Genomic DNA, 23,340 nt, shown 5'->3' with positions numbered 1-23,340 from the left:
CCCGACCCCCAGTCCAGGGAGCGACACGTGCTGATCACCCACGACACCCGGTGCGCGCTCGACCTCGTGGTGGATCTGGTGAACACCACCCCCGAAGGCGACGAGACAGACGGACTCCCGGATGTCGCCGCCCTCGACGACTTCGCCCGCAAGCGCGATCTCAGCGATATCGGCGTCCTGTCGGAGTTCGACCTCTCGGCGGTCCGCAAGATCCGCGGGCGATTCGCGGCCGTCTTCGCCGAGACGGACGCCCGGACCGCGGCCGGGCTGATCAACGAACTGGTCGCGGCGGCTGGGACGACGCCGCGCCTGACGGACCACGACGGCTACGACTGGCATGTGCACTACTTCGCGCCCGGCGCCTCCCTCGCCGATCACATCGCCGCGGACTGTGGCATGGCGCTGGCGTTCTTCGTGGTGGCCGGGGAGCAGGAGCGGCTGCGCCGCTGCGAGGCACCCGACTGCCGGCGGGCCTTCGTCGACCTCTCACGCAACCGGTCGCGCCGCTACTGCGACAGCCGTACGTGCGGAAACCGCCTGCACGTGGCCGCGTACCGGGCCCGTCGGAAGGAAGCGGCGGGCTGAGCGGAGGACCGCTCCCGCGGGCGCCGCGCACGTGTCTCCTCTCGGCGGGCCCCCGCTTCCTACCGTGACACATCCGCCTCTCTGCGTGCTCTCTCCGTGAGTACGGGGTACGCACACGTTCTCAGATCTCCGGGCATCGCTCTGCGGTGCGGCGCTCGGCCGGGAAACCGGAGTCATCGCACTCACCGTCACCGGACGGTGACCATCCGAAGCGGAACCCTCTTACTCTCCGTCACCGAAACACGAACCGATTGAAGATCCTTCCGGCGCTCCGGCGGCGGCCCGACGGAGCCCCTGACGGGTGGCGCCAGGGGTTCCGCATACGGCTCAGAGCAGCAGCAGATCGTGCAGTGATGCCATGAGCAGCAGGCAGCCGATCACCGCAAGGAAGATCATCAGCGGTGGCTGGGAAAGCGCGAAGAGACAACCCCGGCGCTCCTCGGGAGGAACAACGGCGTCGCTCTGGGTTCTGTCCAGCATCTCGCGGCGATGATGACGCAGGTGACAGCGGCAATGCGATCAACACGCCCGTAGTGGCGGGGAGTTCGCCAATATCCGCGACGTCCCGAACGAAGGTGATCTCCGCGTGAGCGCCCTTGATCGACGATCACGACGGGTAGCCGGCCGCTGTGTCGTTTCAAACCGTCATATGCCGTGCTTCCTGAGGATGGCCTCGATGTCGCTGAAGTCGTCCTTGGCTGTGGCCTTCCTGGAGGTGTCCGCGGGCCCGACCGCCGCACGGCCCCCGGTGCCCAGCGCCGGCGCGGACGAGGAAGCGGGCGCCGGGGACGCGGGAGCCACCGCCTCGCGCTGCGCGGCCCGCGCCTCCTTGCGCTCCTTGCGGGTCCCGCCGCCCCGGCGCTCCACGGCCCGTGCGGCCGCGAACAGCAGCCAGGCGGCACCGAGCACGCCGAAGCCCGCCCATGCCACGGGACTGAACGCCGTGTGCGCCAGCCAGCCCACGGCTCCCGTCATGACCAGCCCGAGCGGCACGAGCGCGTACGCGGCGATCCGGGCCGCCGCCCGGAAGCGCTTACGGTAGGCCGTGACCGCGGCGATGCCGAGGCCGGCCGCGGAGACGGCGGAACAGACGGTCTCGGCAATCATCCGGTCCTCCAGCGGTGATCGGTCGGGGTCGGTTCGTCCCTTCCATCCTGCACCGCCCCTCGCCCGGCAGGCCACGGTCCGACCGGACCTCAGGGACATCTCCGGGTCGGGCCCCGGGTCGCCTCCTCCTCAGGGTGCGCTCCCGTCTCCACCCGGCCCTCGACAGGTCCGGGTCATCTCTCCACCCGTGCCTCCACCTCCAGCCACCAGGGCCCGTTTGGGCGCACTCGCCGGTGCTGGGAGACTGGTGACCATGAGCGACTCCTCCCCCGCAGACACCGCCGCCCCCGTCCTGGACGTCTGGTGCGAACTCCAGTGCCCCGACTGCCGTAGCGCCCTGGACGACCTGCGGGCGCTGCGCGCCCGCTATGGCGACCGGCTGGAGCTGCGACTGCGGCACTTCCCGCTGGAGAAGCACCGGCACGCGTTCGCCGCCGCGCAGGCCGCCGAGGAAGCGCTGATGCAGGGGCAGGGCTGGCCCTACGTGGAGGCCGTGCTGGGCCGGGTCGAGGAGCTGGACCGCAAGGGAGAGCCGTTCCTCGTCGAGGTGGCCCGTGAACTCGGTCTGGACGCCGAGGAGTTCGACACGGCGCTGATCGACGGCCGGCACATCCTGGTCGTCGACGCGGACCAGGCCGAGGGCACGGCGATCGGTGTGACCGGCACCCCGACGTATGTGATCGGCGGCGAGCGCCTCGACGGCGGCAAGAGCCAGGAGGGGCTGCGCGAGCGCATCGAGGAGATCGCGGACCGGCTGCTGGCCGGGACCGGGAGCGAGTGAGCCCGGATCAGCTTCCAGGGCGCGTCCTCGGGTCAGCTCCTTGAGCCGGCCCTCATGTCAGCCCCTCATGTCAGCTTCTTGAAGAGGTGATGGGCGGTCGTCTCGTAGCCCAGTGAGGCGTAGAGCCGTTCGGCCGCGGTGTTGCCCGCGAAGACGGCCAGGGCGATGCGGTCCTTGCCGCACGCGGCCGCCTGTTCCTCCGCGAGCAGCATCAGGGTGCGGCCGTGGCCGCGGCCCCGCTGCCGCGCGTGGACGTCGACGTAGTGCACGTACGCGGTCTCCGGCCGCAGCCCCAGCCAGAGGATGCCGACCGGCTCCCCCTCGTGCTCCAGCACGCTGATCAGCGTGCTCTCGGTCGCCCCGCCGGCCGGCAGGAACCGGGCGTGCCCCCGGTCCGCCTCGGCGTACGCCTCGGCCTCGGGCACGCCCCGCTCGACCAGGCTGCGCGCGAAGCGCTCCCGCTCCTGCGCCAGCCAGGGACCGTACTCGGGCTCCAGCATCGGCCGGGCGACGCTGCCCGCCGGCAGCGTCGGCGGGCTGCCCACCAGGTGCTTCACCATGGTCCGGCTGCGCGGGACGTACCCCAGTGCGGTCGCGAGCCGCAGGGCCACCTCGGCGTCGCCCGGCACCGACGCGTCGACGCGGTCGCAGCCCCAGCCGCGGACGACCTCCTCGGCGGCGAGCGCGGCCACGGTGCCCCGGCCCCTGCCACGGTCCGGTTCCTCGATCCGCAGGTCTTCGATACGGGCCACGCCGGGCCCGTGGGCCGGGCACGTGGACAGACGTATCGCGCCCACGGGGCGGCCGTTCACACACACCTGGTACCGCCTGGTACGCGTCCCGTCCGCATGGTGCCGAAGCGGCTCCACCGGCCGCAGGGTCGTGGTCATCAGGGGTGTTCTACCCACCCCGAGCCCCAGGTCAGCCGCCCAGCTCCGGCTTTCAGGGATCGAGGTCGTCCCCGGAGCGCTCGTCGAAGACGCGCATGGCCTTCGCGGTCACCGGGCCGGGCGCGGCCGGCAGCGCACGGCCGTCCACCCGGTGGACGGCCTGGATGTCCCGCAGCGTGGACGTGAGGAAGATCTCGTCCGCGTGCTCCAGGACGTCCAGCGGCAGGTCGGTCTCCTTGGCCGCGGCCCACTCGATGGTGAGCGCGCGGGTGATGCCCGCGAGACAGCCGGAGGCGAGGGGCGGAGTGTGGATCTCGCCGTCGAGGACGACGAAGACGTTCGATCCCGTGCCCTCGCAGAGCTGTCCCACCGTGTTCGCGAACAGCGCCTCCGAGGCGCCCTGTTGGGAGGCACGCGCGAGGGCGACGACGTTCTCCGCGTACGACGTGGTCTTCAGCCCGGTCACGGCGCCGCGTTCGTTGCGGGTCCACGGCACGGTGATCGCGGCGGTGGAGTCGGGGCGCCGGGCGGTCGCACCGAGGGCGACAACGAGCGTCGGCCCCAGGTCTCCGCGGTCGGAACCGAGCGGGCCATGGCCGCCGGTGTAGGTGATGCGCAGACGCCCGAGCGGCATCGGGTTGGCCTCCAGGACGGCGGCGCAGGCGCGGCGGACCTCGTCCAGGTCGGGGTCCACGAGGCCCAGTCCGCGTGCCGACCGGGTGAGCCGGTCGAGATGGCGCGTCAGCGCGAAGGGGCGTCCCTCGACAGCCTTGACGGTCTCGAAGACGCCGTCGCCGACGGTCAGTCCGTGGTCGAAGACGGAGACGCGGGCGGACTCGATGTCCTGCAGCCCGCCGTCGAGCCAGAGCTTCACTGGTCCTTACCTCACAAGATGGTGACGGAAGCGCCGTGCGACGAGTGCGTCCGGCCGGAGACGGCGTCCCCCCGGCTGGGCATGACACATGACGGGGCTCCTTCCGTTCTCCCTTCGATCATGCGTCCTGGTACTCCCCCGACGCTACCGCGAGCAGCCGGGCGGCCTTCAGCTCGGTCTCGTCCCACTCACCCTCGGGGTCGGAGCCCCAGGTGATGCCCGCGCCGGCGCCGAAGCGAAGGACTGCCGTGCCCCCGGCGGCCCGGTCCATCCAGAAGGTGCGGATGCCGACGGCGAGCTCGCCCGCCCCGCTGTCCGCGTCGACCCAGCCGATGCCGCCGCAGTAGGGGCCGCGGGGGGCGGTCTCCAGCGCGTCGATGATCCGCAGCGCACTCGACTTGGGGGCGCCGGTGACCGATCCGGCCGGGAACGCGGCGGCGAGCAGCTCGGGCCACCCGGCGTCCGCGCGCAGCTCGCCGCGGACCGTGGACACGAGGTGGACCAGGCCGGGATGCTTCTCGACCGCGCACAGGTCGGGGACCGTCACGCTGCCGGTGGTGCAGACGCGGCCGAGGTCGTTGCGGACCAGGTCGACGATCATCACGTTCTCGGCGTAGTCCTTCTCCAGGAGCTCCGCCTCGGTGCGTGCCGTGCCCTTGATCGGGCCGGACTCGACGGTACGGCCGTCACGGCGCAGGAACAGCTCGGGGGAGGCGGTGGCCGTCTCCACGCCGTGCTCCGGCAGGCGGATCGTTCCTGCATACGGCGCCGGGTTGCCGCGCGCCAGCACGGCCGTCAGGGCGTCCACGTCGGCGTCGGGCGCGACCGGCGCGGAGAGCACACGGCAGAGGTTGACCTGGTAGACCTCGCCGGTCGCGATGTGCTCACGGATCCGCCGCACCCCCGCCGTGTACGCGGCGCGGTCAAGAGAGGACGTCCAGTCACCGACCGCCGGTCCCCGCCAGCGGCCCGGCACGGGGGCGGGCACGGGCTCCACCCGTACGTCCCCGAACCGGGCGCAGGTCAGACGGCCCTCGTAGTCCGCGCAGACCGCCCAGAAGCCGGTGGAGTCGAGGGCCGCGGGGTCGCTGGTGACATCGAGGAGACCGGTGGCGACGCGGTCGCCGAAACGGGCAAGAGGAGGCAGGTCGAGCACGCAGTCGAGTCTATGGCGGGTGTCCTGCCCGTGGCCTGGGCATGTCCCCGCGGTGCCCTGACCATGTCCTTGACCAGGCGCAGCGCAGCACGCTGCGCAAACGCGTTTTTGTACTGGCCCGGGAATCCGCTAGAGTTCAACTCGTCGCCGGGACGTGGAAGCGGTCCGAAACGACAAGCGGACGTAGCTCAGTTGGTAGAGCGCAACCTTGCCAAGGTTGAGGTCGCGAGTTCGAGCCTCGTCGTCCGCTCGAAGGAAGCAGGGGATCCTCCCGATTCCCCGCACTCCTGGTGGAGTGGCCGAGAGGCGAGGCAACGGCCTGCAAAGCCGTCTACACGGGTTCAAATCCCGTCTCCACCTCCAAGGACGATTAGCTCAGCGGGAGAGCGCTTCCCTGACACGGAAGAGGTCACTGGTTCAATCCCAGTATCGTCCACTGGTCCGCAGGGACCCTGACCCGCAAGGGTCTGTATGATCCCCGAGGATCCCCGCGCGATTAGCTCAGCGGGAGAGCGCTTCCCTGACACGGAAGAGGTCACTGGTTCAATCCCAGTATCGCGCACGTAGCACCCCTGGCCCTCCGCACCGAGTGGCCATGGCCCGAGGACGATTAGCTCAGCGGGAGAGCGCTTCCCTGACACGGAAGAGGTCACTGGTTCAATCCCAGTATCGTCCACACACCGAAGCCCCCGGCCCCGCGGCCGGGGGCTTCCTCGTGGGCTCGGCTGGAGAAGAGCGGCCGGGGCGGCGGGGCGGGCCCCGCCCACTGGGCCTCCAGGCGGGTCAGCGGCTCAAGCTCCCCGACGACCAGGAAGGTGCCGCGGCAGCCGCTGCACCGCTCGATCTGAACGCCGTTGCGGTTGTACGTGTGCATCGGCGCATGACACTTCGGACACCGCATGGTCGGCTCAACTCCTCGCCGGTCGGTGGTGCTTCGCCAGAGAAGGACTCGTTCCGGTTCTGTCCGGTCGCACCCTGGGGCGCACATCCTTACGCCAACTCGGGCGGAATGGCGCCCATTCGGACACAGGCGCCGACCACGGCCCGCTCGACGGCGTCCAAGGCGTGCTCCGCGGCGACCGACTTGGCGATCACCCGGGCCGCCGTCTGCACGGTGCGGGCGCGGGCGGGGACGTCCGGGGCGGGCCAGATCCCAGGCCGGACCCAGGCCGGGTCGCCCACGCCGAGGTCGTCCACGTCGTTCAGGCCCAGGGGCGGCCTCGAGGTGCCGGGGTCCACGGGAGTGCCGTACGGCCAGAAGGTCATGGGACGGCCATGGAGGTCGACGGGGGCCGGCCCAGCGTGGCGGACGACCGTGGCGTCGTCCGAGCGGTCGGTGAGGACCGTGGCGTCGTCCGAGCGGTCGGTGAGGACCGTGTCGGAGGCTCGGCAGTGGCAGGCCGTGGTCGTGTCGGGCGCACTGCGGCACTGCGGCGCGCGCCTGGGCGTGAAGCACGGGCAGGAGGGCGTTCACGGGTCCCCTCGGGGTCGTACTGCCGTGCCGGGGAACCTACGCGGCCGGCATCGGCTGGCGGTGGGGGGTCCCCGGTGCTCCGGCCGGTCCGGTGGCACGACCGCCGGCGGTCACGCGCACAGGGCAACGCCCGCGCAGCTCCCCAGCTGCGCGGGCGTTTGTGCCGTCCGCCGCACCCCCGTCCCCACGGGGTTTCATGGGTGGATGTCCCCGCCCGGACCGCTCTTCCGGGCCTGGGGGGCCGCTCAGCGCCCCAGCATCACGCCCACGGACGACGCTTGTGCGACCACTGCGTCCCAACCGCCGAAGGCGTAGACGAGCAGGGCCGCCAGGGGGAGGACCATCGCGGTCGCCACCAGTGGGTGACGGCGGCCCGGACGGCCGCCGAACGCGGCGCCGTACGCCCTGCGTCCCTGCGTGCGGATCAGTGTCCGCGGTGCCGTCTGGGCCATGGTCCCTCTCCTGACCGTAGCGCTGTTGTCCTTGGCAGCGGCGGGTGTCTGACCTCGGGGGACGAGTGCTGCACCCGCCGCTTGACCTCAAATCTAGGCGCCGGGCGGCCCTGGGTCGTCATGCCCGCGTATCGATTGCCTGGCCTCCCGGAGGATGAGCGATGACCTGCGGTGTACTCCCCTGGGTGGAGAGGAGGTCCTAGGTCTCGGGGTCTTCCCGGAGGGGGCGCCCGGTGTGTCCCTTCTGCTCCGAGTCGTCCTCCCGTGGAACCGGCTGCTCGACCAGCGCGAGCACCCGGTTCGCCATGAAGCGAGCGGTCCGTACCACAGAACCGCTTCGGGTGACTTCGCTCACTTCCACGACTCCCCTGCGCACCGCCGTCTCCACGCGGCGGCCCGCCCTGCTCGCCACCACCTCGTAGGTGCGCGTCGTGTCCCCGGCGTCCACGACTATCTCGACACGATCACCCTTCACGGGTTCAATCCCCCTTCCGCAGCCGGTGGTTGGTATCACGGGCGGCGCATCGCCGTCCTGTTCGCACCACCCCTGACCACCTTTCAAGTCTCCCACCCGGCACTGACAATCGATCGGGGGGAGAGGGCGCGGCCTCTGCGCGCGCCCGGCCGTGGAAACGTAAGCTGTGGCTCGTCAGACGGACCGGGCAGCGGGGATGGACATGGCGATGATGCGCCTGAGGCGTGAGGACCCGCGTGTCGTCGGCTCGTTCAGGCTTCACCGGCGGCTCGGCGCGGGCGGGATGGGCGTCGTGTACCTGGGCTCCGACAAGCGGGGGCAGCGGGTCGCGCTGAAGGTGATCCGGCCGGACCTGGCGGAGGATCAGGAGTTCCGGTCGCGGTTCGCGCGTGAGGTCTCGGCGGCACGGCGGATTCGCGGCGGCTGTACCGCACGGCTCGTGGCCGCCGACCTGGAGGCGGACCGTCCGTGGTTCGCCACGCAGTACGTGCCCGGGCCCTCCCTGCACGACAAGGTCGCCGAGGACGGGGCTCTCACGGCCGCCGAAGTGGCCGCCGTGGGTGCCGCGCTGTCCGAGGGTCTGGTGGCGGTGCACGAGGCGGGGGTCGTCCACCGCGATCTGAAGCCGTCCAACATCCTGCTGTCCCCGAAGGGGCCGCGGATCATCGACTTCGGCATCGCCTGGGCGACGGGCGCCTCGACGCTCACGCACGTGGGCACGGCCGTCGGGTCGCCCGGCTTCCTCGCCCCCGAGCAGGTGCGCGGGGCCGCCGTCACCCCGGCCACGGACGTGTTCTCGCTGGGTGCCACGCTGGCGTACGCGGCCACCGGTGACTCGCCGTTCGGGCAAGGCAGTTCCGAGGTGATGCTCTACCGCGTGGTGCACGAGGAGCCGCAGCTGCACGGCGTACCGGACGCGCTGGCACCGCTCGTCCGTGCCTGTCTGGCGAAGGACCCCGAGGAGCGGCCCAGCACACTCCAACTCTCGCTGCGCCTGAAGGAGATCGCGGCTCGGGAGGCAGGGGGGCTCACGGACGTACGGCCGTCCGCCCCGCGCGGCGAGCCGGACCGGCCGACGGGGCGGCTGGCTGAGCAGTACGCCGAGCAGCGCACCGTGCGTCGTCCCCCGGGACCGGGCACTCCCCCGCCCCGCGGCCACGGCTCCCGGCCCGGGGCACGCTCGACGCCCGCGCAGCGCAACACGACCCGATCGGGCGGGCGGCCCGCGCCACGCAGCGGTGCCGGACGGCCGGCACCCCGCACCACAGGGACCGGTCGGCGCCCCGCCAACCCGCGGTTGCTGCGTCAGCGGCTCTTCGTGTTCGTCGTGGTGACGTTGCTGGTGGCGCTGGGCATCGCGGCGGCCCAGGGCTGCCAGGGTCCGGCGCGCGGGCTGGAGGACGGGGGCGTCCACCGGGACGTACGACAGGAGCGGGCGTACGCTCCCCCGCCCGGCGAGCAGGCGTACGCTCCCCTGCCCGACGGACCGATGGCCGAGTCGTACCGGAGCGCACCGGGCCAGGAGCACTGACCGTCGCTCCACCCGGCCCTCGTGTGACCGGGACCGGCGGCCGTCACAGCCGTGGCAGGATCCGTTCGAAGAACTCCCGGTCGCCGTCGAAGACCGGATCCATCGCGAGGAACTCCTCCGCCGTGACCCAGCGGGCCTCGCTGACCTCCCCCGGATCCGGGGCCACATCGCCCGTGCCCGGGTCGGCGGTCCACCAGTGGAGGCGGAAGAGCCCGTCGTCCGTCTCGGACTCCCAGACCTTCGCCCCTGGGGAGACCGTCAGGCCGACCTCCTCACGTACCTCCCTGACCAGCGCCTCCGCCTGGGTCTCGCCCGGTTCGAGCTTGCCGCTGAGCGGCGCCCAGTAGCCCGAGCGACGGGCCTCGGGACCACGCCTGATGACCAGCACCCGATCGGCGCGCCGCAGCACGGCGACGATCGCCTCCCGCCGGTCCATGGGACTCCTAGAGCTCGGGGCGGCCGGTGGCCACCGCGTAGAAGGCGACGGCGGCCGCCGCGCCGACGTTGAGGGAGTCCACCCCGTGGGCCATGGGGATGCGTACCCATTCGTCCGCGGCGACCAGGGCCTGGGTGGACAGGCCGTCACCTTCCGCGCCGAGCATCAGCGCGACGCGCTCCATCTTGTGCGGCGCCGTCTCGTCGAGGGTCTTGGCCTTCTCGTCGGGAGTGAGCGCGAGGAGCGTGAAGCCCGCCTCGCGGACCGACTCCAGGCCCTTGGGCCAGGTGTCGAGGCGGGCGTACGGCACCGAGAAGACCGCGCCCATGGACACCTTGACGCTGCGGCGGTAGAGCGGGTCGGCGCAGTCGGGCGAGAGCAGGACCGCGTCCATGCCGAGGGCTGCCGCCGAGCGGAATATCGCGCCGATGTTGGTGTGGTCGTTCACGGATTCCATGATCACGACCCGGCGGGCGGTGGCCAGGAGCTCGTCCGCCGTCGGCAGCGGTCTGCGCTGCATGGAGGCGAGCGCGCCCCGGTGCACGTGGTAGCCGGTGACCTGCTCGGCGAGTTCCGGGCTGACCGCGTAGACCGGGGCCGGGAGTTCGTCGATGACATCCCGCATGACGTCGACCCACTTGGCGGACAGCAGCATGGACCGCATCTCGTAACCGGCCTCCTTGGCCCGTCTGATGACCTTCTCGCCCTCGGCGATGAACAGGCCCTCGGCGGGTTCGCGCTTGCGGCGCAGCTCCACGTCGGTCAGGCCCGTGTAGTCGCGCAGGCGCGGATCGTCGGGGTCCTCAACGGTGATGAGATCGGCCACAGGGTGATACTGCCTTGTCCTGGGAGCGGTGCCAACGGCTGGAACGGGACGGGTTACCCCGGGTTACTCGACCGGCCTGGGCCCCACGTTCACGACCTCGCCGATGACGATGACGGCGGGCGGCTTCACGTCCTCGACCCGCACGGTCTCGGCGACCGTCGCGAGGGTGGCGTCGACGCGGCGCTGGGCGGCTGTGGTGCCCTCCTGGACGAGGGCGACGGGGGTGTCCGGCGACTTGCCGTGGGCGACGAGCGTCTCGGCGATCTTCCCGATCTTGTCGACACCCATGAGGATCACGAGGGTGCCGGTGAGCCTGGCCAGTGACGGCCAGTCGACCAGCGAGCGTTCGTCGTCAGGGGCGACATGACCGCTGACCACGGTGAACTCATGTGCCACACCGCGGTGGGTGACGGGGATGCCGGCCGCGCCCGGCACCGAGATCGAGCTGGAGATGCCCGGAACCACCGTGCACGGGATGCCCGCCTCGGCGAGCGCCTGGACCTCCTCCATGCCACGGCCGAAGACATAGGGGTCGCCGCCCTTGAGCCGGACGACGGACTTGCCCTGCTTGGCATGCTCGATCAGCGCGTTGTTGATGGCCTCCTGGGCCATGAAGCGGCCGTACGGGATCTTCGCCGCGTCGATCACCTCGACATGGGGAGGGAGTTCGGCGAGCAGATCGCGAGGGCCGAGGCGGTCCGCGATGACGACGTCCGCCTCCGCGAGCAGACGGCGACCGCGGACCGTGATGAGGTCGGGGTCGCCGGGACCGCCGCCGACGAGCGCGACGCCGGGGGTGCGGGTGCGGTGGTGCGGGGCGACGAGCGTGCCGTCACGCAGGCCCTCGACCACGGCGTCGCGGATGGCGGCGGTGTGACGGGGGTCGCGGCCCTTCGCGGCGGTGGTGAGGACGGCGACCGTGACGCCCTCGCTGTGGCCCGTCGCGGGGGTCCAGGCGGTGGCCGCGTCGGCGTCGTCGGAGCGGACGCACCACACGCGGTTCGCCTCGGCCTCCGCCGATGCCCGCCGGTTCGCCTCGGCATCGCTGGTGGCGATGAGGGCGTACCAGGCGTCCTCCAGGTCCCCCGGCTCGTACCGGCGCTTCAGCCAGGTGATCTCGCCGGAGGCCGCCATGGCCTCGACCGAGGGGGTCGCCTCGGGAGACACGAGGAGGACGTCCGCGCCCGCCGCGATCAGCGCGGGGAGCCGGCGCTGGGCGACCTGGCCGCCGCCGAGGACCACCACGCGGCGGCCGGAGAGGCGGAGCCCTACGGGGTAAGGGGGGTGTTCGGCCATGGAGGTGCGGCTCCTCGTCCAGGCGGGTCGGAAGGGGCCTCTACGGCGTTGGAGCGGCCCTGACGTGGGAATTTTATGCGGCGCCGGTCAGCGCTGAACCCGTCGGGGCCCAGCGCCGCCGTCGGGTGCTGGACCGCGGGGGGGGCTGCGCCCACCCGTTCCGCCGTGCGGAACGAGCGGGCCAGGGCCCTCACGCCCACTTCGCGCAGCCCTACTTCTCCGTCACACCGGCCGAGTCGAACGTCGCCACCTCGTGCATGGCCCTCGCCGCGCTCTGCACCAGCGGCAGCGCCAGCAGGGCGCCCGTGCCCTCGCCCAGGCGCAGGTCCAGGTCGACCAGGGGACGCAGGCCCAGCTTGTTGAGGGCGGCCACATGGCCGGGCTCCGCGCTGCGGTGGCCGGCGATGCACGCCGCGAGGACCTCGGGGGCGATCGCACGCGCCACCAGGGCGGCGGCACCGGCGCTGACCCCGTCCAGGATCACCGGCGTGCGCAGGGACGCGCCGCCGAGCAGCAGGCCCACGATCGCCGCGTGCTCCAGGCCGCCGAACGCGGCCAGAACGCCGATCGGGTCGGCCGGGTCCGGCTGGTGGAGCTCGATGGCGCGGCGGACGACCTCCGTCTTGCGGACCAGCGTCTCGTCGTTGATGCCCGTCCCGCGGCCCGTCACCTCGGACGGGTCGGTGTCCGTGAAGACCGAGATCAGGGCGGCCGAGGCGGTCGTGTTCGCGATGCCCATCTCGCCCGTGAGCAGCGCTCTGTTGCCCGCCGCCACGAGGTCGCGGGCCGTCTCGATGCCGACCTCGATCGCCTGCTTGACCTCCTCGCGGGTGAGCGCGGGCCCGGTCGTCATGTCCGCCGTGCCCGCGCGGACCTTGCGCGGCAGCAGACCCGGGGTGGCGGGCAGATCCGCCGCCACACCCACGTCGACGACGCAGACCTCGGCGCCCACCTGATGGGCGAAGGCGTTGCACACCGCGCCGCCGCCCAGGAAGTTGGCGACCATCTGGCCCGTCACCTCCTGGGGCCAGGGGGTGACGCCCTGGGCGTGCACACCGTGGTCGCCCGCGAAGATCGCGACGGCCGCGGGCTCCGGGATCGGCGGCGGGCACTGCCGGGACAGGCCGGACAGCTGCGCGGAGATGATCTCCAGCATGCCGAGCGCGCCCGCGGGCTTGGTCATGCGCTTCTGCCGCTCCCAGGCCTCGCCGAGGGCCTTGGCGTCCAGCGGGCGGATGCCCGCCACGGTCTCGGCGAGCAGATCGTGCGGCTCCTCGCCGGGCAGCGCGCGACGGCCGTACGTCTCCTCGTGCACGACCCAGGACAGGGGGCGGCGCTTGGACCAGCCCGCCTGCATCAGCTCGGGCTCCTCCGGGAACTCGTCGACGTAGCCCACGCAGAGGTAGGCCACGACCTCCAGGTGCTCGGGCAGGCCGAGGGCGCGCACCATCTCGCGCTCGTCGAAGAAGCTGACCCAGCCGACGCCGAGGCCCTCGGCGCGGGCCGCGAGCCACAGGTTCTCGACGGCGAGCGCGGAGGAGTACGGGGCCATCTGCGGCTGGGTGTGCCGACCGAGGGTGTGGCGGCCGCCGCGCGTCGGGTCGGCGGTGACCACGATGTTCACCGGGGTGTCGAGGATGGCCTCGATCTTCAGTTCCTTGAACTGCTTCGCCCGGCCCTTGGGCAGCGACTTGGCGTAGGCCTCACGCTGGCGCTGGGCCAGTTCGTGCATCGTGCGGCGGGTGTCGGCCGAGCGGATGACGACGAAGTCCCACGGCTGGGAGTGGCCCACGGAGGGCGCCGTGTGGGCGGCCTCCAAGACGCGCAGGAGCACGTCGTGCGGGATCGGGTCGCTGCGGAAGCCGTTGCGGATGTCGCGGCGTTCGCGCATCACGCGCAGCACCGCCTCGCGCTCGGCGTCGTCGTATCCGGGCGCCGCCGGGCCGCTGGACTCTGCTGCGTCTGCCACTGCGGCCGTGCTCTCTTCCTGGTCGGCGGCCCTGGTGTCCAGGTCGTCCGCCTGCTGTGCGACGTGGGGCTCCGGGCCCGCGGCAAGCGGCTCCGGGGCGGGTGCCTCGCCCTCGCGGGGGGCGGGGACCATGACGACGGGTTCCTCCGCGGCCGGTCGGCCGGCCACCGGCTCGTCGTACTCGGCGGCGGCCGGAGCGGCTTCCTCGGCGGCCTGCTGCTCCTGGGCGGGCAGGGGCGGCACGCTGAGGGCGTGCGGTGGGGTGGGCGTCAGGTGCGGGGCGGTCGGCACGGTGCCGTCGACCGGCAGGAACTCGCCGAGCGACTGGTCGGCCGGGGTGTCCGCGGACTCCGTGGGGTTCCCGGCAGTGGCGGTCGGTTCCGCGCGCGTGGGCTGCTCGCCGTGCGCCTGCCCGGCGGACGTGGGCGCCCCGGCCTGGGCGGCGGCGACACCCACCGGGACGGCCTGCACGGACTCGGCGACGCCGGGCTGCGCCTCCTCGTCGCCGGTCGGCTCCGCGAACTGGGCGGCGGCGTGCGGGACCTGGAGCGCGGTGTCCTCGATGTCGGCGGCCTGCGCGCCGGGGTACGGCTCGGGCGCCTGCTGGTCCGGTGGGGGCGCCACGCCCTCGGCCGGGTTCTGAGTGTGTCGGCCCTCGGCGGGCGCGAGGGGTTCGGGGGCCTCCTGGGCGGGCCGCACCGTGGCGCCGGGGAAGGCGGTCACGTGGGCGTCGGCGGACTGCTGGGGCGCGCCCGCTTCGGCCGTGGACGGTCCCATGCCCGTGTGCGTCGCGTCGCCCGCCGGCTGCGGGGCGTCCGGCACGGCCACGAAGGGTACGGCGTCCGGCATCTGCGCGTCCGGCACGGCGTCCTGGGCCTGCGGAGCGTGCGGAGCGAGGGCAGCGGGCGCACCGTCCGGCGTGGCCGCTTCGGGGATCTGCGGGGCGGCCGGGGCGGGCGCGCCCTCCGGGGCATGGCCGGTCTCGGCGCTCGGCACACCCCCGGGCGCGCCGAGCGCACCCTCGGCCGCCGGTACCACATGGCCGGCGTCGGGAACCTGCGGCGTGACCGCCTGGGCCGCCCACGCGCCCTGGGCGTCCTGGGACGGCTCGGAGCCCAGGTGCGCTCCGGAGTCCTGGAGTCCCTCGGAACCCGCCGGATGCACCTGCCCGGGGAGAACCCCGGAGCCCTCCGGGGCCAAGGACGCCGCCTCGGCGACGGCCGGTGCCTCGGCGACGGCCGGTGCCGACACCGGCCCGGGCGCCGGAGCGACCGTTTCTGCGGCCATCCCCCCGGGGCTCACCGACGGGACCGTCTGCGTCTGCGGTGGAGCACCCCACGGCACCGCGCCCTGCGGGGAGTTCTCCCCGAGCTGCGGTACGTCGAGATACTCGGGGCCGGTCGTCGGGGGCCCGGAGGGGCGCAGCGGGGCGTCCGCGGGACCGCGGTCGGAGAGCGAACGGACCGGACTGGACGAGGTGTCCGGCATGGGCGGTCCGAGGTGCAGCGGACGGCGCGGCGTCGGCTGCGGCATGTGTGCCGAAGGCGGCGTGCGGACCGCGCCGAGGTCGATCGAGCCGCTGTCCCGGCCGGCCGTCTCGTGCGGATCGGGCTCGTGACCGAAGGACGCGGGGGCCGTGGCGGGCTGCGGCATCTCGGTGCCCCACGCGCCCTGCTGGCCGGGCATCAGAAGCAGGTCGTCATCGTCGGCGGGGGCCTCGGAGGGGTCGAGGTAGGTGTACGCGCCCGGCGCGAGGACGCCCGGCTGCTCCACCATGCCTGCGTTCTCCGGCAGCCCCTCGCCCGGGACCTGGCCGGTGTCGGTCATGCGTACCCCTCGCCCATCGGTTAGTGCTCCTACGACCAGCTCGCCCGGAACGTCGCGCCGACCGCCCGCAGTGAAGAACGAGCGTGCGTGCCCAGCGGCACGAACGACCCGCCAACAAAGACGACAAAGCCATTGAATGGCATTGTCGCGGTCGTCCCGCCGCCGCGACAGCTTGATCCGCGACGGCCCGCTGTGGACTGCGCCACGTTGCGCGTCCTCCGGTTCTGCCCTACCACACTCGCCCCAAAAGGGCCGAGCTTTCCGGACATTGACTGACGAAGTGCCGGATCACCCAAGTGCGGTACAACGATCGGCCAGCCTACCGCGCCGGTACGACAACCGGATCACGGGGCGCGTTCGGCCAATCGCCCGCTGAGCAGGAACGCGACACTCCGTTCCTTCTCCGTCCAGGCCCGCGTGTCGAGTTCCACGGACTGCAACAGGGCGCACTCGACGTCGTAGCCGTGTTCCGACAGGTCCCTGCCGACGAGTTCGGCCTCGTCGCGGGTGGCGGCGTGCGCGACGATGCACTGGGGGCGGCGGTCGGCGACGGCCGAGACCACCGCGGCTGCCCCGCCCCCGACGCGCACGACGTCCGGTTCGGGCAGGTTCTCCAGGATGTGCGGGGCGGTTCCGTGCACGACCTGGAGCTGGACTCCGAAGTGGCGGGCGGCGGCGGCCGTGCGGCCGCAGGCGTCCGGGTCGCGGTCGACGGCGATGACGGCGGCGCCGCAGCGGGCGGCCTCCACGGCGAAGGCCCCGCTGCCCGCGCCGATGTCCCACACCAGGTCGCCCACCCGCGGCCCCAGACGGGCGAGTTGGGCGGCCCGCAGCAGATCCGTTTCCCCTTCGCCGAGCACGCCGCCGTAGGCCTGGGCGGGCAGTGCCCAGCCGCGCGGTCCGGCGCCCGGGTCACGGCCGGCGATCCAGCCGCCGCCGGCCGCGGTCACGGCGCCGCCGATGACGATGACGACATTGGGGTCGCGCCAGGCGTGGTCGGCGGCCTTGTCGGAGGTGACGACGGTGACCTGCTCGCGTTCGGTGCCGAGTTCCTCGCAGATGACGAAGGTGCGGTGCACTCCGTCCAGCAGCAGCCCGAGTTCGGCGGGCCCGGCGCCCGGTGAGGTGAGCACCGCGACTTTGGTGTGGGCACGGCATACGTTCACCGCGCGTCGCAGGGTGCGGCGGTGTGCCACGACCACCTGTGCGTCATCCCAGGGCATCCCGGCGCGCGCGAAGGCGGCGGCCACCGAGGACACGGCCGGGACGACCTCGACCTCCAGGCCGAACTCGGGGTCCCGCAAGGTGCGTACGACCCCGAAGAAGCCGGGGTCGCCGTCGGCGAGCACGACGGCGGTTCCGCGGTGGGCGGCGATGCGGCGGGCGGCGAGGTCGACGCTGCCGAGACGGATGCGTTCTGCCGTCCTCGGCACGTCGGGGAGCGCGAGGTGGTGCGCCGCGCCGGCGACGAGCGTGGCGGCCCCGAGGGCGGAGCGCGCCGCGGCGGTCAGCGGCGAGCCGTCCCAGCCGATCACCGTGACCCGGTCGGCCATCGTCGTCAGTCTCCAGGAGGTTTGCGCAGGTCGTCAGGGAGAAGCCCGCACGGCGGGCTCCGTGAGAGTACCTGGTTGCGCTGCGGGCGGCGGTCCGGGGTCCGCCCGATGGGAGCGCTTCCCCGCCATCAGTTCCAGTTGGAGAACGACGTGAAACCGCCGGTGTCGGCCAGCTCGTCGCTGACCCCGTCGAGGTCCTCCGGCAGCAGGCTCCACACGATGAAGTCGGTCCGTACGTCGGTCCAGGTGCCGTCCTCGGTACGGACGTGCGCTATGCAGGCGTTGCGCAGGACGCCCTCGCTGATGCAGCCGATCTTCTGGGCGACCTGCTGGGAGGCGGTGTTGTCGGCCGCCGTGCGCAGTTCGATCCGCTCGAACTTCTGGTCCCCGAAGAGCCACTGGGCGGTGGCGAGCGCCGCCTCGGAGGCGTACCCCTCGCCGCGCCCCCAGGAGGCGATGACGTACGACAGTTCGGTGGACCGGATGTGCCAGTTGGTCTTGCCGAGCTGGATGACACCCACCAGCCGCTGGGTGAGGAACTCGGTGACGGCGAGGTCGAGTCCACGGCCCGCGGCGCGCTCGGCGGGCGCGTACTCGGTGATCCAGGTGTGGGCACCCTCCTCGGTGAACGGCTGGGGCACGTCGGTCCAGGCGCCGACCAGTTCGTCGTTCATCATCTCGGCCAGCGCCGGAACGTCGTCCTCGTCGAGAGGGCGCAGTACCAACCGCTCCGTGCTGATGGAGACGTTGGGAAAGGTGCTTGTCATTGCGCCGCTCCGTAACCTTCGGAAACCGTCAAGGCCTGCTGAGCTGCCCAGCATGCAACATGGAGGCACCGAAACGCACCACGGGGTCCACCCCCGGTGAGGGAGCGGACCCCGTGCGTGGCGATACGCGGTGTACGCGGTGTACGCGGAGCCGGTTCAGAAGGAGGCGATGACCGAGCCCTGGTACTTGTCCTGGATGAACTTCTTCACCTCGGGCGAGGTGAGGAGCTTGGCGAGCTTCTGGACCCGCGGGTCCTTCTCGTCGCCCTTCTTGACCGCGAGGAAGTTGCCGTACGGGTTGTTCTTCGCGGACTCCAGGACGAGGGCGTCCTTGGCGGGCTTGAGGCCGGAGGAGATGGCGTAGTTGCCGTTGATCACCGCGGCGTCCACGTCGTCCAGGGAGCGCGGGGTCTGGGCCGCCTCCAGCTCCTTGAAGTTCAGGTTCTTCGGGTTCTTGGCGATGTCCTGGGGGGTCGCTTCGCTGCCCACACCGCTCTTGAGCGTGATGAGACCGTTGGCGTCGAGCAGCTTGAGCGCCCGCGCCTCGTTGACCGTGTCGTTCGGGATGGCGACGGTCGCACCGCTCTTCAGCTCGTCGGCCTTCTTGACCTTGTGGGAGTACAGACCGAGCGGCTCCAGGTGCACCGTGACGACGGGCACGATGTGGGTGCCGTTCTTCTTGTTGAAGTCGTCGAGGTACGGCTGGTTCTGGAAGTAGTTGGCGCCGACGGACCCGTCCTCGGTCGCCGTGTTCGGCGTGACGTAGTCGGTGAACTCCTTGACCTGCAGGTCGAGGCCCGCCTTCTTCGCCAGGTTGTCCTTGACGTAGTTGAGGATCTCGGCGTGCGGGGTGGGGCTCGCGGCGACGACGAGCGGGCCGCTGGTGTCGGCGGACGCGGAGCTCTTGTTCGAGCCGCCGCACGCGGTGAGCCCGAAGGTGAGGACTCCGGCGGCGAGGACGGCGGTGGTGATCTTGGCGGTGTTACGCACGAAAAGTGCCTTTCCTTATGGTGGAGCGACCCCGCGGGTGGTGGTGCGGGGAGTGTGTGGGGTGCTTACGCGGCCTTGCGCACGTCCGCGGTCGCGGGCTCCTCGGCCTTCAGCAGCCGCAGTCGTGGCGCGGCGCCCGAGCGGCCGCCGCGGCGGTGCAGTGCGCGGGCCGCGTAGTCGCCGGCGAACTGGATCAGGGAGATGACGACGGCGAGGATGCCGACGGTGATCCACATCATCTGGGTCTCGAAGCGCTGGTAGCCGTAGCGGATGGCGATGTCACCGAGGCCGCCGGCGCCGACCGTGCCGGCCATCGCCGAGTAGCCGATGAGGGCGACGACCGTGGTGGTGGCCGAGGAGATCAACGAGGGCAGCGCCTCCGGTACGAGGACCTTGCGCACGACGGTCCAGGTGTTGCCGCCCATCGCCTGGACGGCCTCGACGAGCCCGCCGTCCACTTCACGCACGGCCGTCTCGACGAGCCGCGCGAAGAACGGGATCGCGCCGATGGCGAGCGGCACGATCGCGGCCTCTCGGCCGATCGTCGTACCCGTGATCCAGCGCGTGAAGCTCATCAGCGCGACCATCAGGATGATGAACGGCATCGAGCGGGCGATGTTCACGATCTGCCCGATGAGTCTGTTGGCGACGACGTTCTGCAGCAGTCCGCCGCGGTCGGTCAGCACGAGCAGGATGCCCAGCGGCAGGCCTCCGACGATCGCGATCAGAGTCGACCAGCCGACCATGTAGAGCGTGTCCCCGCACGCCTGGGACAGCAGCGGCTGCATCTCGGACCAGGTCACTTGGCACCTGCCTTCACCAGCGCGGGCTCCTGACCGAGGACGTCGATCTGGAGGCCCTTCTCCCGCAGGAAGCCGATCGGCACGACGTTCTCCTCGTAGCGGCCGGGCAGTTCGATGCGCATGCGGCCGACCTGCTTGCCGCCGACGGTGTCCATCGCGGCGCCGAGGATCGAGATGTCGATGTTGTAGGTGCGCGCGAGCTGTGAGATGACGGGCTGGGTCGCGGCGTCGCCGTGGAAGGTGACATCGACGACGGTGCGGTCGTCGCCGGAGGCATCGCCGCTGACGGGGAAGAGCGCGGCGGCCAGTTCGGAGCCGGGGGTCGCCAGGAGCTCGCTGACGGTGCCGGACTCGACGATGCGGCCCTTCTCCATGAGGGCGGCCGAGTCGCAGATGCTCTTGACGACGTCCATCTCGTGCGTGATGAGCAGGACGGTCAGCCCGAGCTGCCGGTTCAGGTCACGCAGCAGCTGAAGGATGGAGCGGGTGGTCTCCGGGTCGAGGGCGCTGGTCGCCTCGTCGGAGAGCAGCACCTTGGGGTCGCCGGCGAGAGCGCGGGCGATGCCGACGCGCTGCTTCTGGCCGCCGGAGAGCTGGGCCGGGTAGGCCTTGGCCTTGTCGGCGAGGCCGACGAGATCGAGAAGTTCCAGCGCCCTGCGGGAACGTTCCTTCCCGGAAGTGCCGAGGATCTCCAGCGGCAGCTCGACGTTGTCCTGGACGGTACGCGAGGACAGCAGGTTGAAGTGCTGGAAGACCATGCCGATACGGCTGCGCGCCTGCCGCAGCTCCCGGCCGGCGCGCGGTCCGCGGCCGGCGAGCGCGGTGAGGTCCTGGCCGGCCACGGTGACCGTGCCGGCGGTGGGGCGCTCCAGGAGGTTGACGCAGCGGATGAGCGAGGACTTGCCGGCGCCGGACTGGCCGATGACGCCGTACACCTCGCCCTCGCGTACGTGCAGGTCGACGCCGTCGAGGGCGGTCACCTCGCGGCCGCGCGAGCGGTAGACCTTGGTCAGGCCCGATGTGGTGATCACTGGGGTTTCCGTCACTGTCGAGTGCAGGGCGTGGGTGTGCGCCGGGCACGGGTGCGTGCATGGGGACGCGGCACGGTTCTCGCTGGGCGATGGAACCGGGGAGAACATGTGCGCGATGGGGATCCCCCGCGCCGTTCCGGCAGTGGGGGAGGCTCAGTCCGTACGACGCAGTCGTACGGACACGCCACGGCGGTCTCGCTTCGGGGCGCGAGGCTCAAGGTGGTGCGGGGGCCCTCTAGCAGGCGCACATTCGACACAGACAACGAGCACCGGGCGTCATGGTCGCCTCGGTCGCAAGGGCGCGGTTGCTCGTCGTGGTCATGGGTGCAAGTAAAGCAGACACACAGCCGGGGCCTGCCATGGCTGTCCGAATAGCGGACAGCCGTGGACGGCATTCAGGCGCGGACGGAGATCTCCACGGCGCTGCCGGTGACCAGGGCGCACAAGGCCGAGAGGTCCTTCACCACCAGGTCGGCGTCCAGTTCCTGGGCCCGGTGGGTTGTGGCCAACGCCACGGTGGTCATTCCGGCGGCACGGCCGGCCGCGAGGCCGGCGGGCGCGTCCTCGAACACGACGCAGCGGGACGGCTCGACGCCCAGTTCCCGGGCGGCGAGGAGATAGGGCTCGGGGTCCGGCTTGCCTCGGGTGACGTCGTCGGCGGTGACCAGGATCTTGGGCCGGACGCCGACCGCCTCCAGCCGGGCCTCGGCCAGGCGCCGCGTGGCGGAGGTGACGACGGCCCAGCGGTCGGACGGCAGCGCGTCCAGGAACTCCCGGGTGCCCGGCAGCAGGTGGACGCCCCCGCCCGGCACGTCCTCGACCTCCAGCCGCTCGATGCGCGCGACGGCCTCCGCCACGACCTCGGCCGGCAGCAGGTCGGCGGCTATCTCGGCGGCCGGACGGCCGTGCAGTTCGATGCGCCCGAACTCCTGCGCGCTGATCCCGTACTCATGCGCCCATCGCGTCCAGCACCGGCGGACCGACTCAAGGGATGAGACGAGCGTTCCATCGTTGTCGAACAGCAGGGCGTCGGCGTGGATCTCCATGCCCTCGACCCTACGGGGACGGGCCGGGGCCGATCGCATCGGGGCGTTTGGCCCGTAATAGGGTCACGGCATGCTTGATGCCCTGACGCTGGCGACCGGTGTCGCCGCGCTGCTGCTCGCCGCGTGGTGCGGTTGGGCGGCCCACCGTGATCAGCCCACGAAGGACTGGCACTTCATCGGCATGGCAGTGGTGACGCTGCTGGCCGTGGTGCAGCTGGTCGTCGGCATCGTCCAGCTGGCACGGGGCGAGAAGCCGGCGCAGGGCACGACCATCTTCGTGGCGTATCTGCTCGGCGCCTTCGCGTGCATCCCGGCGTCGGGTTTCATGTCGCTGGCGGAGCGCACACGATGGGGTTCCGTGACGGTCGCGGCCGGCGGTGTGGTCCTCGCCGTGCTGGAGGTGCGGCTCTATGACATCTGGGGAGGCTGAGATGACGGCCACGCAGGAGCGGCCGGCGAAGGCACGGCTCATCAGCGGGCCCGGCATGCTGCTCGTCTGGCTGTACGGCGTGATGGTGGTCGGAGCGGTGTCGCGCTCGGTCGTGCAGATCTCGACGCAGTTCGACAGGGCTCCGCTGGCGTACTCCCTGTCCGCGGTCGCCGGTGTCGTCTACGGATTCATCACCTACTCCCTGGTCCGCGGCGGCGAGACGGCGCGCAGGGCGGCGCTCGTGTGCTGCGCGGCGGAGCTGGTGGGTGTGCTGACCGTGGGCACGTGGACGCTGGTCGAGCCGTCCGCGTTTCCGGACGCGACCGTGTGGTCGGACTACGGCATGGGGTACGTCTTCATTCCGGTGCTGCTGCCGTTGTCCGCCATGTACTGGTTGCGGAAGGCATCCGCGCGCCGGGGGGACGCGGCCTGAGGTCGTTGCGCGCTGCCTGCCGCTCGCCTCGGCCGGGCGCGCCCCTTGCGGGGCGCGTTCTCCCTACGCCGTCGTCGCGTACGAGCCCGCCGTGACGTTCTTCTCCAGGACGATCATCGGCACGCCGTCGTCGCCCTGGGACGTGCCGACCGTCTCGTAGCCGACGCGGCGGTACAGACGGAGGTTGCCCTCGCTGCGGTGGCCCGCGCTGAGGCGGAACTTCTTCGCGCCGCGCTCCTCGACCAGCGCCGTCTCGGCCGCGCGCAGCAACCGGGCGCCGATGCCGTGGCCCTGCAGCCGCGGGTGCACGCAGAGCTTGCCGATGGACGCCGGGCCGTCCTCGGTCACGCTGCCGCGCACCGAGCCGACCACCTCGTCGCCCAGCCGCGCCACGAAGACACAGTCGGTGGCGACCTCTTGGCGGACCGAGTCCAGACTCTGGACGAGCGGGTCGATGCGGTAGTTGCCGTAGAGCGCGGCTTCGCTCTGGAAGCAGAGGTACTGCAGCCTGAAGATCTGCTCGGCGTCCTGCTCGGTCGCCACAGAGATGGTCACGCTCATGCCCATGTGCGCACGCCTCCCGCTCACCTGATCGCCGGTCGTCCCTC

At 72.0% G+C, this 23,340-nt stretch carries 25 protein-coding genes and 5 tRNA genes; 10 read left to right on the top strand and 20 right to left on the bottom strand.

Going from position 1 to position 23,340, the window contains the following annotated elements:
• The first annotated feature begins 27 nt into the window (after positions 1-27).
• Positions 28-585 carry a CGNR zinc finger domain-containing protein gene (locus ASC56_RS20040; protein WP_055492836.1) on the top strand — a complete coding sequence of 186 codons (558 nt, stop codon included), beginning with the start codon at positions 28-30 and terminating at the stop codon, positions 583-585.
• A gap of 327 nt (positions 586-912) precedes the next feature.
• Here the strand turns inward: ASC56_RS20040 and ASC56_RS41240 are convergent, their stop codons facing one another.
• Together ASC56_RS41240 and ASC56_RS20035 are read right to left on the bottom strand one after the other, a co-directional pair.
• The gene (locus ASC56_RS41240) at positions 913-1,065 is read right to left on the bottom strand and encodes a hypothetical protein (RefSeq protein ID WP_199836030.1); all 153 of its coding nucleotides are present in this window, start codon (positions 1,063-1,065) and stop codon (positions 913-915) included.
• Positions 1,066-1,230: 165 nt separating this feature from the next.
• Entirely contained in the window at positions 1,231-1,692 is a 462-nt protein-coding gene (locus ASC56_RS20035) for a hypothetical protein (protein ID WP_055492835.1), read from the bottom strand.
• 253 nt (positions 1,693-1,945) lie between these two features.
• On the opposite strand from ASC56_RS20035, the gene ASC56_RS20030 reads away from it, so the two are divergent.
• Entirely contained in the window at positions 1,946-2,473 is a 528-nt protein-coding gene (locus ASC56_RS20030) for a DsbA family protein (protein WP_107309299.1), read from the top strand.
• Positions 2,474-2,538: 65 nt separating this feature from the next.
• Here the strand turns inward: ASC56_RS20030 and ASC56_RS20025 are convergent, their stop codons facing one another.
• The 3 genes from ASC56_RS20025 to ASC56_RS20015 all read right to left on the bottom strand — a co-directional run bounded on the left by ASC56_RS20025 (position 2,539) and on the right by ASC56_RS20015 (position 5,393).
• Complete coding sequence (locus tag ASC56_RS20025) at positions 2,539-3,363, bottom strand: GNAT family N-acetyltransferase (RefSeq protein WP_055492833.1); 825 nt, start codon at positions 3,361-3,363, stop codon at positions 2,539-2,541.
• A 52-nt stretch (positions 3,364-3,415) separates the two neighbouring features.
• Positions 3,416-4,237 carry an aminotransferase class IV gene (locus ASC56_RS20020; protein ID WP_055492832.1) on the bottom strand — a complete coding sequence of 274 codons (822 nt, stop codon included), beginning with the start codon at positions 4,235-4,237 and terminating at the stop codon, positions 3,416-3,418.
• Positions 4,238-4,355: 118 nt separating this feature from the next.
• Positions 4,356-5,393 (bottom strand): chorismate-binding protein, encoded by a 1,038-nt coding sequence (locus ASC56_RS20015; RefSeq protein WP_055492831.1) that lies wholly within the window; start codon positions 5,391-5,393, stop codon positions 4,356-4,358.
• Between the two features lie 177 nt (positions 5,394-5,570).
• Here ASC56_RS20015 and ASC56_RS20010 point away from each other — a divergent pair.
• From ASC56_RS20010 to ASC56_RS19990, 5 genes are all read left to right on the top strand, one after another.
• Positions 5,571-5,643: transfer RNA gene (locus ASC56_RS20010), tRNA-Gly, on the top strand.
• A 39-nt stretch (positions 5,644-5,682) separates the two neighbouring features.
• Positions 5,683-5,756: transfer RNA gene (locus ASC56_RS20005), tRNA-Cys, on the top strand.
• Between the two features lies 1 nt (position 5,757).
• Positions 5,758-5,829 (top strand) — tRNA-Val (locus ASC56_RS20000).
• A gap of 54 nt (positions 5,830-5,883) precedes the next feature.
• Positions 5,884-5,955, top strand: a tRNA-Val gene (locus ASC56_RS19995).
• A gap of 42 nt (positions 5,956-5,997) precedes the next feature.
• Positions 5,998-6,069: transfer RNA gene (locus ASC56_RS19990), tRNA-Val, on the top strand.
• Here ASC56_RS19990 and ASC56_RS43150 read toward each other — a convergent pair.
• The 4 genes from ASC56_RS43150 to ASC56_RS19970 form a co-directional block, all read right to left on the bottom strand.
• A complete protein-coding gene (locus ASC56_RS43150; RefSeq protein ID WP_079102609.1) occupies positions 6,043-6,294 on the bottom strand; it encodes a zf-TFIIB domain-containing protein in 252 nt (83 codons plus the stop codon). The genes ASC56_RS19990 and ASC56_RS43150 overlap by 27 nt on opposite strands.
• An 89-nt stretch (positions 6,295-6,383) precedes the next feature.
• Positions 6,384-6,659 carry a hypothetical protein gene (locus tag ASC56_RS19980; protein ID WP_055492830.1) on the bottom strand — a complete coding sequence of 92 codons (276 nt, stop codon included), beginning with the start codon at positions 6,657-6,659 and terminating at the stop codon, positions 6,384-6,386.
• A 453-nt stretch (positions 6,660-7,112) separates the two neighbouring features.
• Complete coding sequence (locus tag ASC56_RS19975) at positions 7,113-7,319, bottom strand: hypothetical protein (RefSeq protein ID WP_055492829.1); 207 nt, start codon at positions 7,317-7,319, stop codon at positions 7,113-7,115.
• Between the two features lie 199 nt (positions 7,320-7,518).
• Complete coding sequence (locus ASC56_RS19970; RefSeq protein ID WP_055492828.1) at positions 7,519-7,794, bottom strand: hypothetical protein; 276 nt, start codon at positions 7,792-7,794, stop codon at positions 7,519-7,521.
• A 196-nt stretch (positions 7,795-7,990) separates the two neighbouring features.
• Here ASC56_RS19970 and ASC56_RS19965 point away from each other — a divergent pair, with 196 nt between their 5' ends.
• A complete protein-coding gene (locus tag ASC56_RS19965; RefSeq protein WP_234377006.1) occupies positions 7,991-9,325 on the top strand; it encodes a serine/threonine-protein kinase in 1,335 nt (444 codons plus the stop codon).
• Between the two features lie 43 nt (positions 9,326-9,368).
• Here ASC56_RS19965 and ASC56_RS19960 read toward each other — a convergent pair whose 3' ends face one another.
• The 10 genes from ASC56_RS19960 to ASC56_RS19915 all read right to left on the bottom strand — a co-directional run bounded on the left by ASC56_RS19960 (position 9,369) and on the right by ASC56_RS19915 (position 21,869).
• Complete coding sequence (locus tag ASC56_RS19960) at positions 9,369-9,761, bottom strand: NUDIX domain-containing protein (protein WP_055492827.1); 393 nt, start codon at positions 9,759-9,761, stop codon at positions 9,369-9,371.
• 7 nt (positions 9,762-9,768) lie between these two features.
• Positions 9,769-10,587, bottom strand: a complete 819-nt coding sequence (locus ASC56_RS19955) for an RNA methyltransferase (RefSeq protein ID WP_055492826.1) — start codon at positions 10,585-10,587, stop codon at positions 9,769-9,771.
• A gap of 63 nt (positions 10,588-10,650) precedes the next feature.
• The gene (gene cobA / locus ASC56_RS19950; RefSeq protein ID WP_055492825.1) at positions 10,651-11,883 is read right to left on the bottom strand and encodes a uroporphyrinogen-III C-methyltransferase; all 1,233 of its coding nucleotides are present in this window, start codon (positions 11,881-11,883) and stop codon (positions 10,651-10,653) included.
• Between the two features lie 211 nt (positions 11,884-12,094).
• Positions 12,095-15,679, bottom strand: a complete 3,585-nt coding sequence (gene cobT / locus ASC56_RS19945) for a nicotinate-nucleotide--dimethylbenzimidazole phosphoribosyltransferase (RefSeq protein ID WP_055492824.1) — start codon at positions 15,677-15,679, stop codon at positions 12,095-12,097.
• A gap of 344 nt (positions 15,680-16,023) precedes the next feature.
• Positions 16,024-17,232: a precorrin-6y C5,15-methyltransferase (decarboxylating) subunit CbiE gene (cbiE, locus tag ASC56_RS19940; protein WP_055492823.1), complete on the bottom strand. Its 1,209-nt coding sequence runs from the start codon at positions 17,230-17,232 to the stop codon at positions 16,024-16,026.
• 128 nt (positions 17,233-17,360) lie between these two features.
• Positions 17,361-17,999, bottom strand: coding sequence for a GNAT family N-acetyltransferase (locus ASC56_RS19935; RefSeq protein WP_055492822.1), 639 nt, complete (start codon positions 17,997-17,999; stop codon positions 17,361-17,363).
• A gap of 156 nt (positions 18,000-18,155) precedes the next feature.
• Positions 18,156-18,989 (bottom strand): MetQ/NlpA family ABC transporter substrate-binding protein, encoded by an 834-nt coding sequence (locus tag ASC56_RS19930; protein ID WP_055492821.1) that lies wholly within the window; start codon positions 18,987-18,989, stop codon positions 18,156-18,158.
• Between the two features lie 65 nt (positions 18,990-19,054).
• On the bottom strand, positions 19,055-19,792 hold the full coding sequence (locus ASC56_RS19925; RefSeq protein WP_055492820.1) for a methionine ABC transporter permease: 738 nt from the start codon (positions 19,790-19,792) through the stop codon (positions 19,055-19,057).
• On the bottom strand, positions 19,789-20,823 hold the full coding sequence (locus ASC56_RS19920; protein ID WP_055492819.1) for a methionine ABC transporter ATP-binding protein: 1,035 nt from the start codon (positions 20,821-20,823) through the stop codon (positions 19,789-19,791). Before ASC56_RS19920 ends, ASC56_RS19925 begins: the two co-directional genes overlap by 4 nt.
• Before the next feature lie 395 nt (positions 20,824-21,218).
• Complete coding sequence (locus tag ASC56_RS19915) at positions 21,219-21,869, bottom strand: HAD-IA family hydrolase (RefSeq protein ID WP_055492818.1); 651 nt, start codon at positions 21,867-21,869, stop codon at positions 21,219-21,221.
• A gap of 70 nt (positions 21,870-21,939) precedes the next feature.
• On the opposite strand from ASC56_RS19915, the gene ASC56_RS19910 reads away from it, so the two are divergent.
• Both ASC56_RS19910 and ASC56_RS19905 read left to right on the top strand, forming a co-directional pair.
• A complete protein-coding gene (locus ASC56_RS19910; RefSeq protein ID WP_055492817.1) occupies positions 21,940-22,299 on the top strand; it encodes a hypothetical protein in 360 nt (119 codons plus the stop codon).
• Position 22,300: 1 nt separating this feature from the next.
• Entirely contained in the window at positions 22,301-22,732 is a 432-nt protein-coding gene (locus ASC56_RS19905; protein WP_055492816.1) for a hypothetical protein, read from the top strand.
• Positions 22,733-22,795: 63 nt separating this feature from the next.
• Here the strand turns inward: ASC56_RS19905 and ASC56_RS19900 are convergent, their stop codons facing one another.
• Positions 22,796-23,299 carry a GNAT family N-acetyltransferase gene (locus ASC56_RS19900; protein ID WP_055492815.1) on the bottom strand — a complete coding sequence of 168 codons (504 nt, stop codon included), beginning with the start codon at positions 23,297-23,299 and terminating at the stop codon, positions 22,796-22,798.
• Positions 23,300-23,340 lie beyond the last annotated feature (41 nt).

Source organism: Streptomyces sp. TP-A0356 (assembly GCF_001417775.1).
Taxonomy (GTDB): Bacteria; Actinomycetota; Actinomycetes; order Streptomycetales; family Streptomycetaceae; genus Streptomyces.
This window is presented reverse-complemented; position numbering and strand designations above follow the sequence as displayed.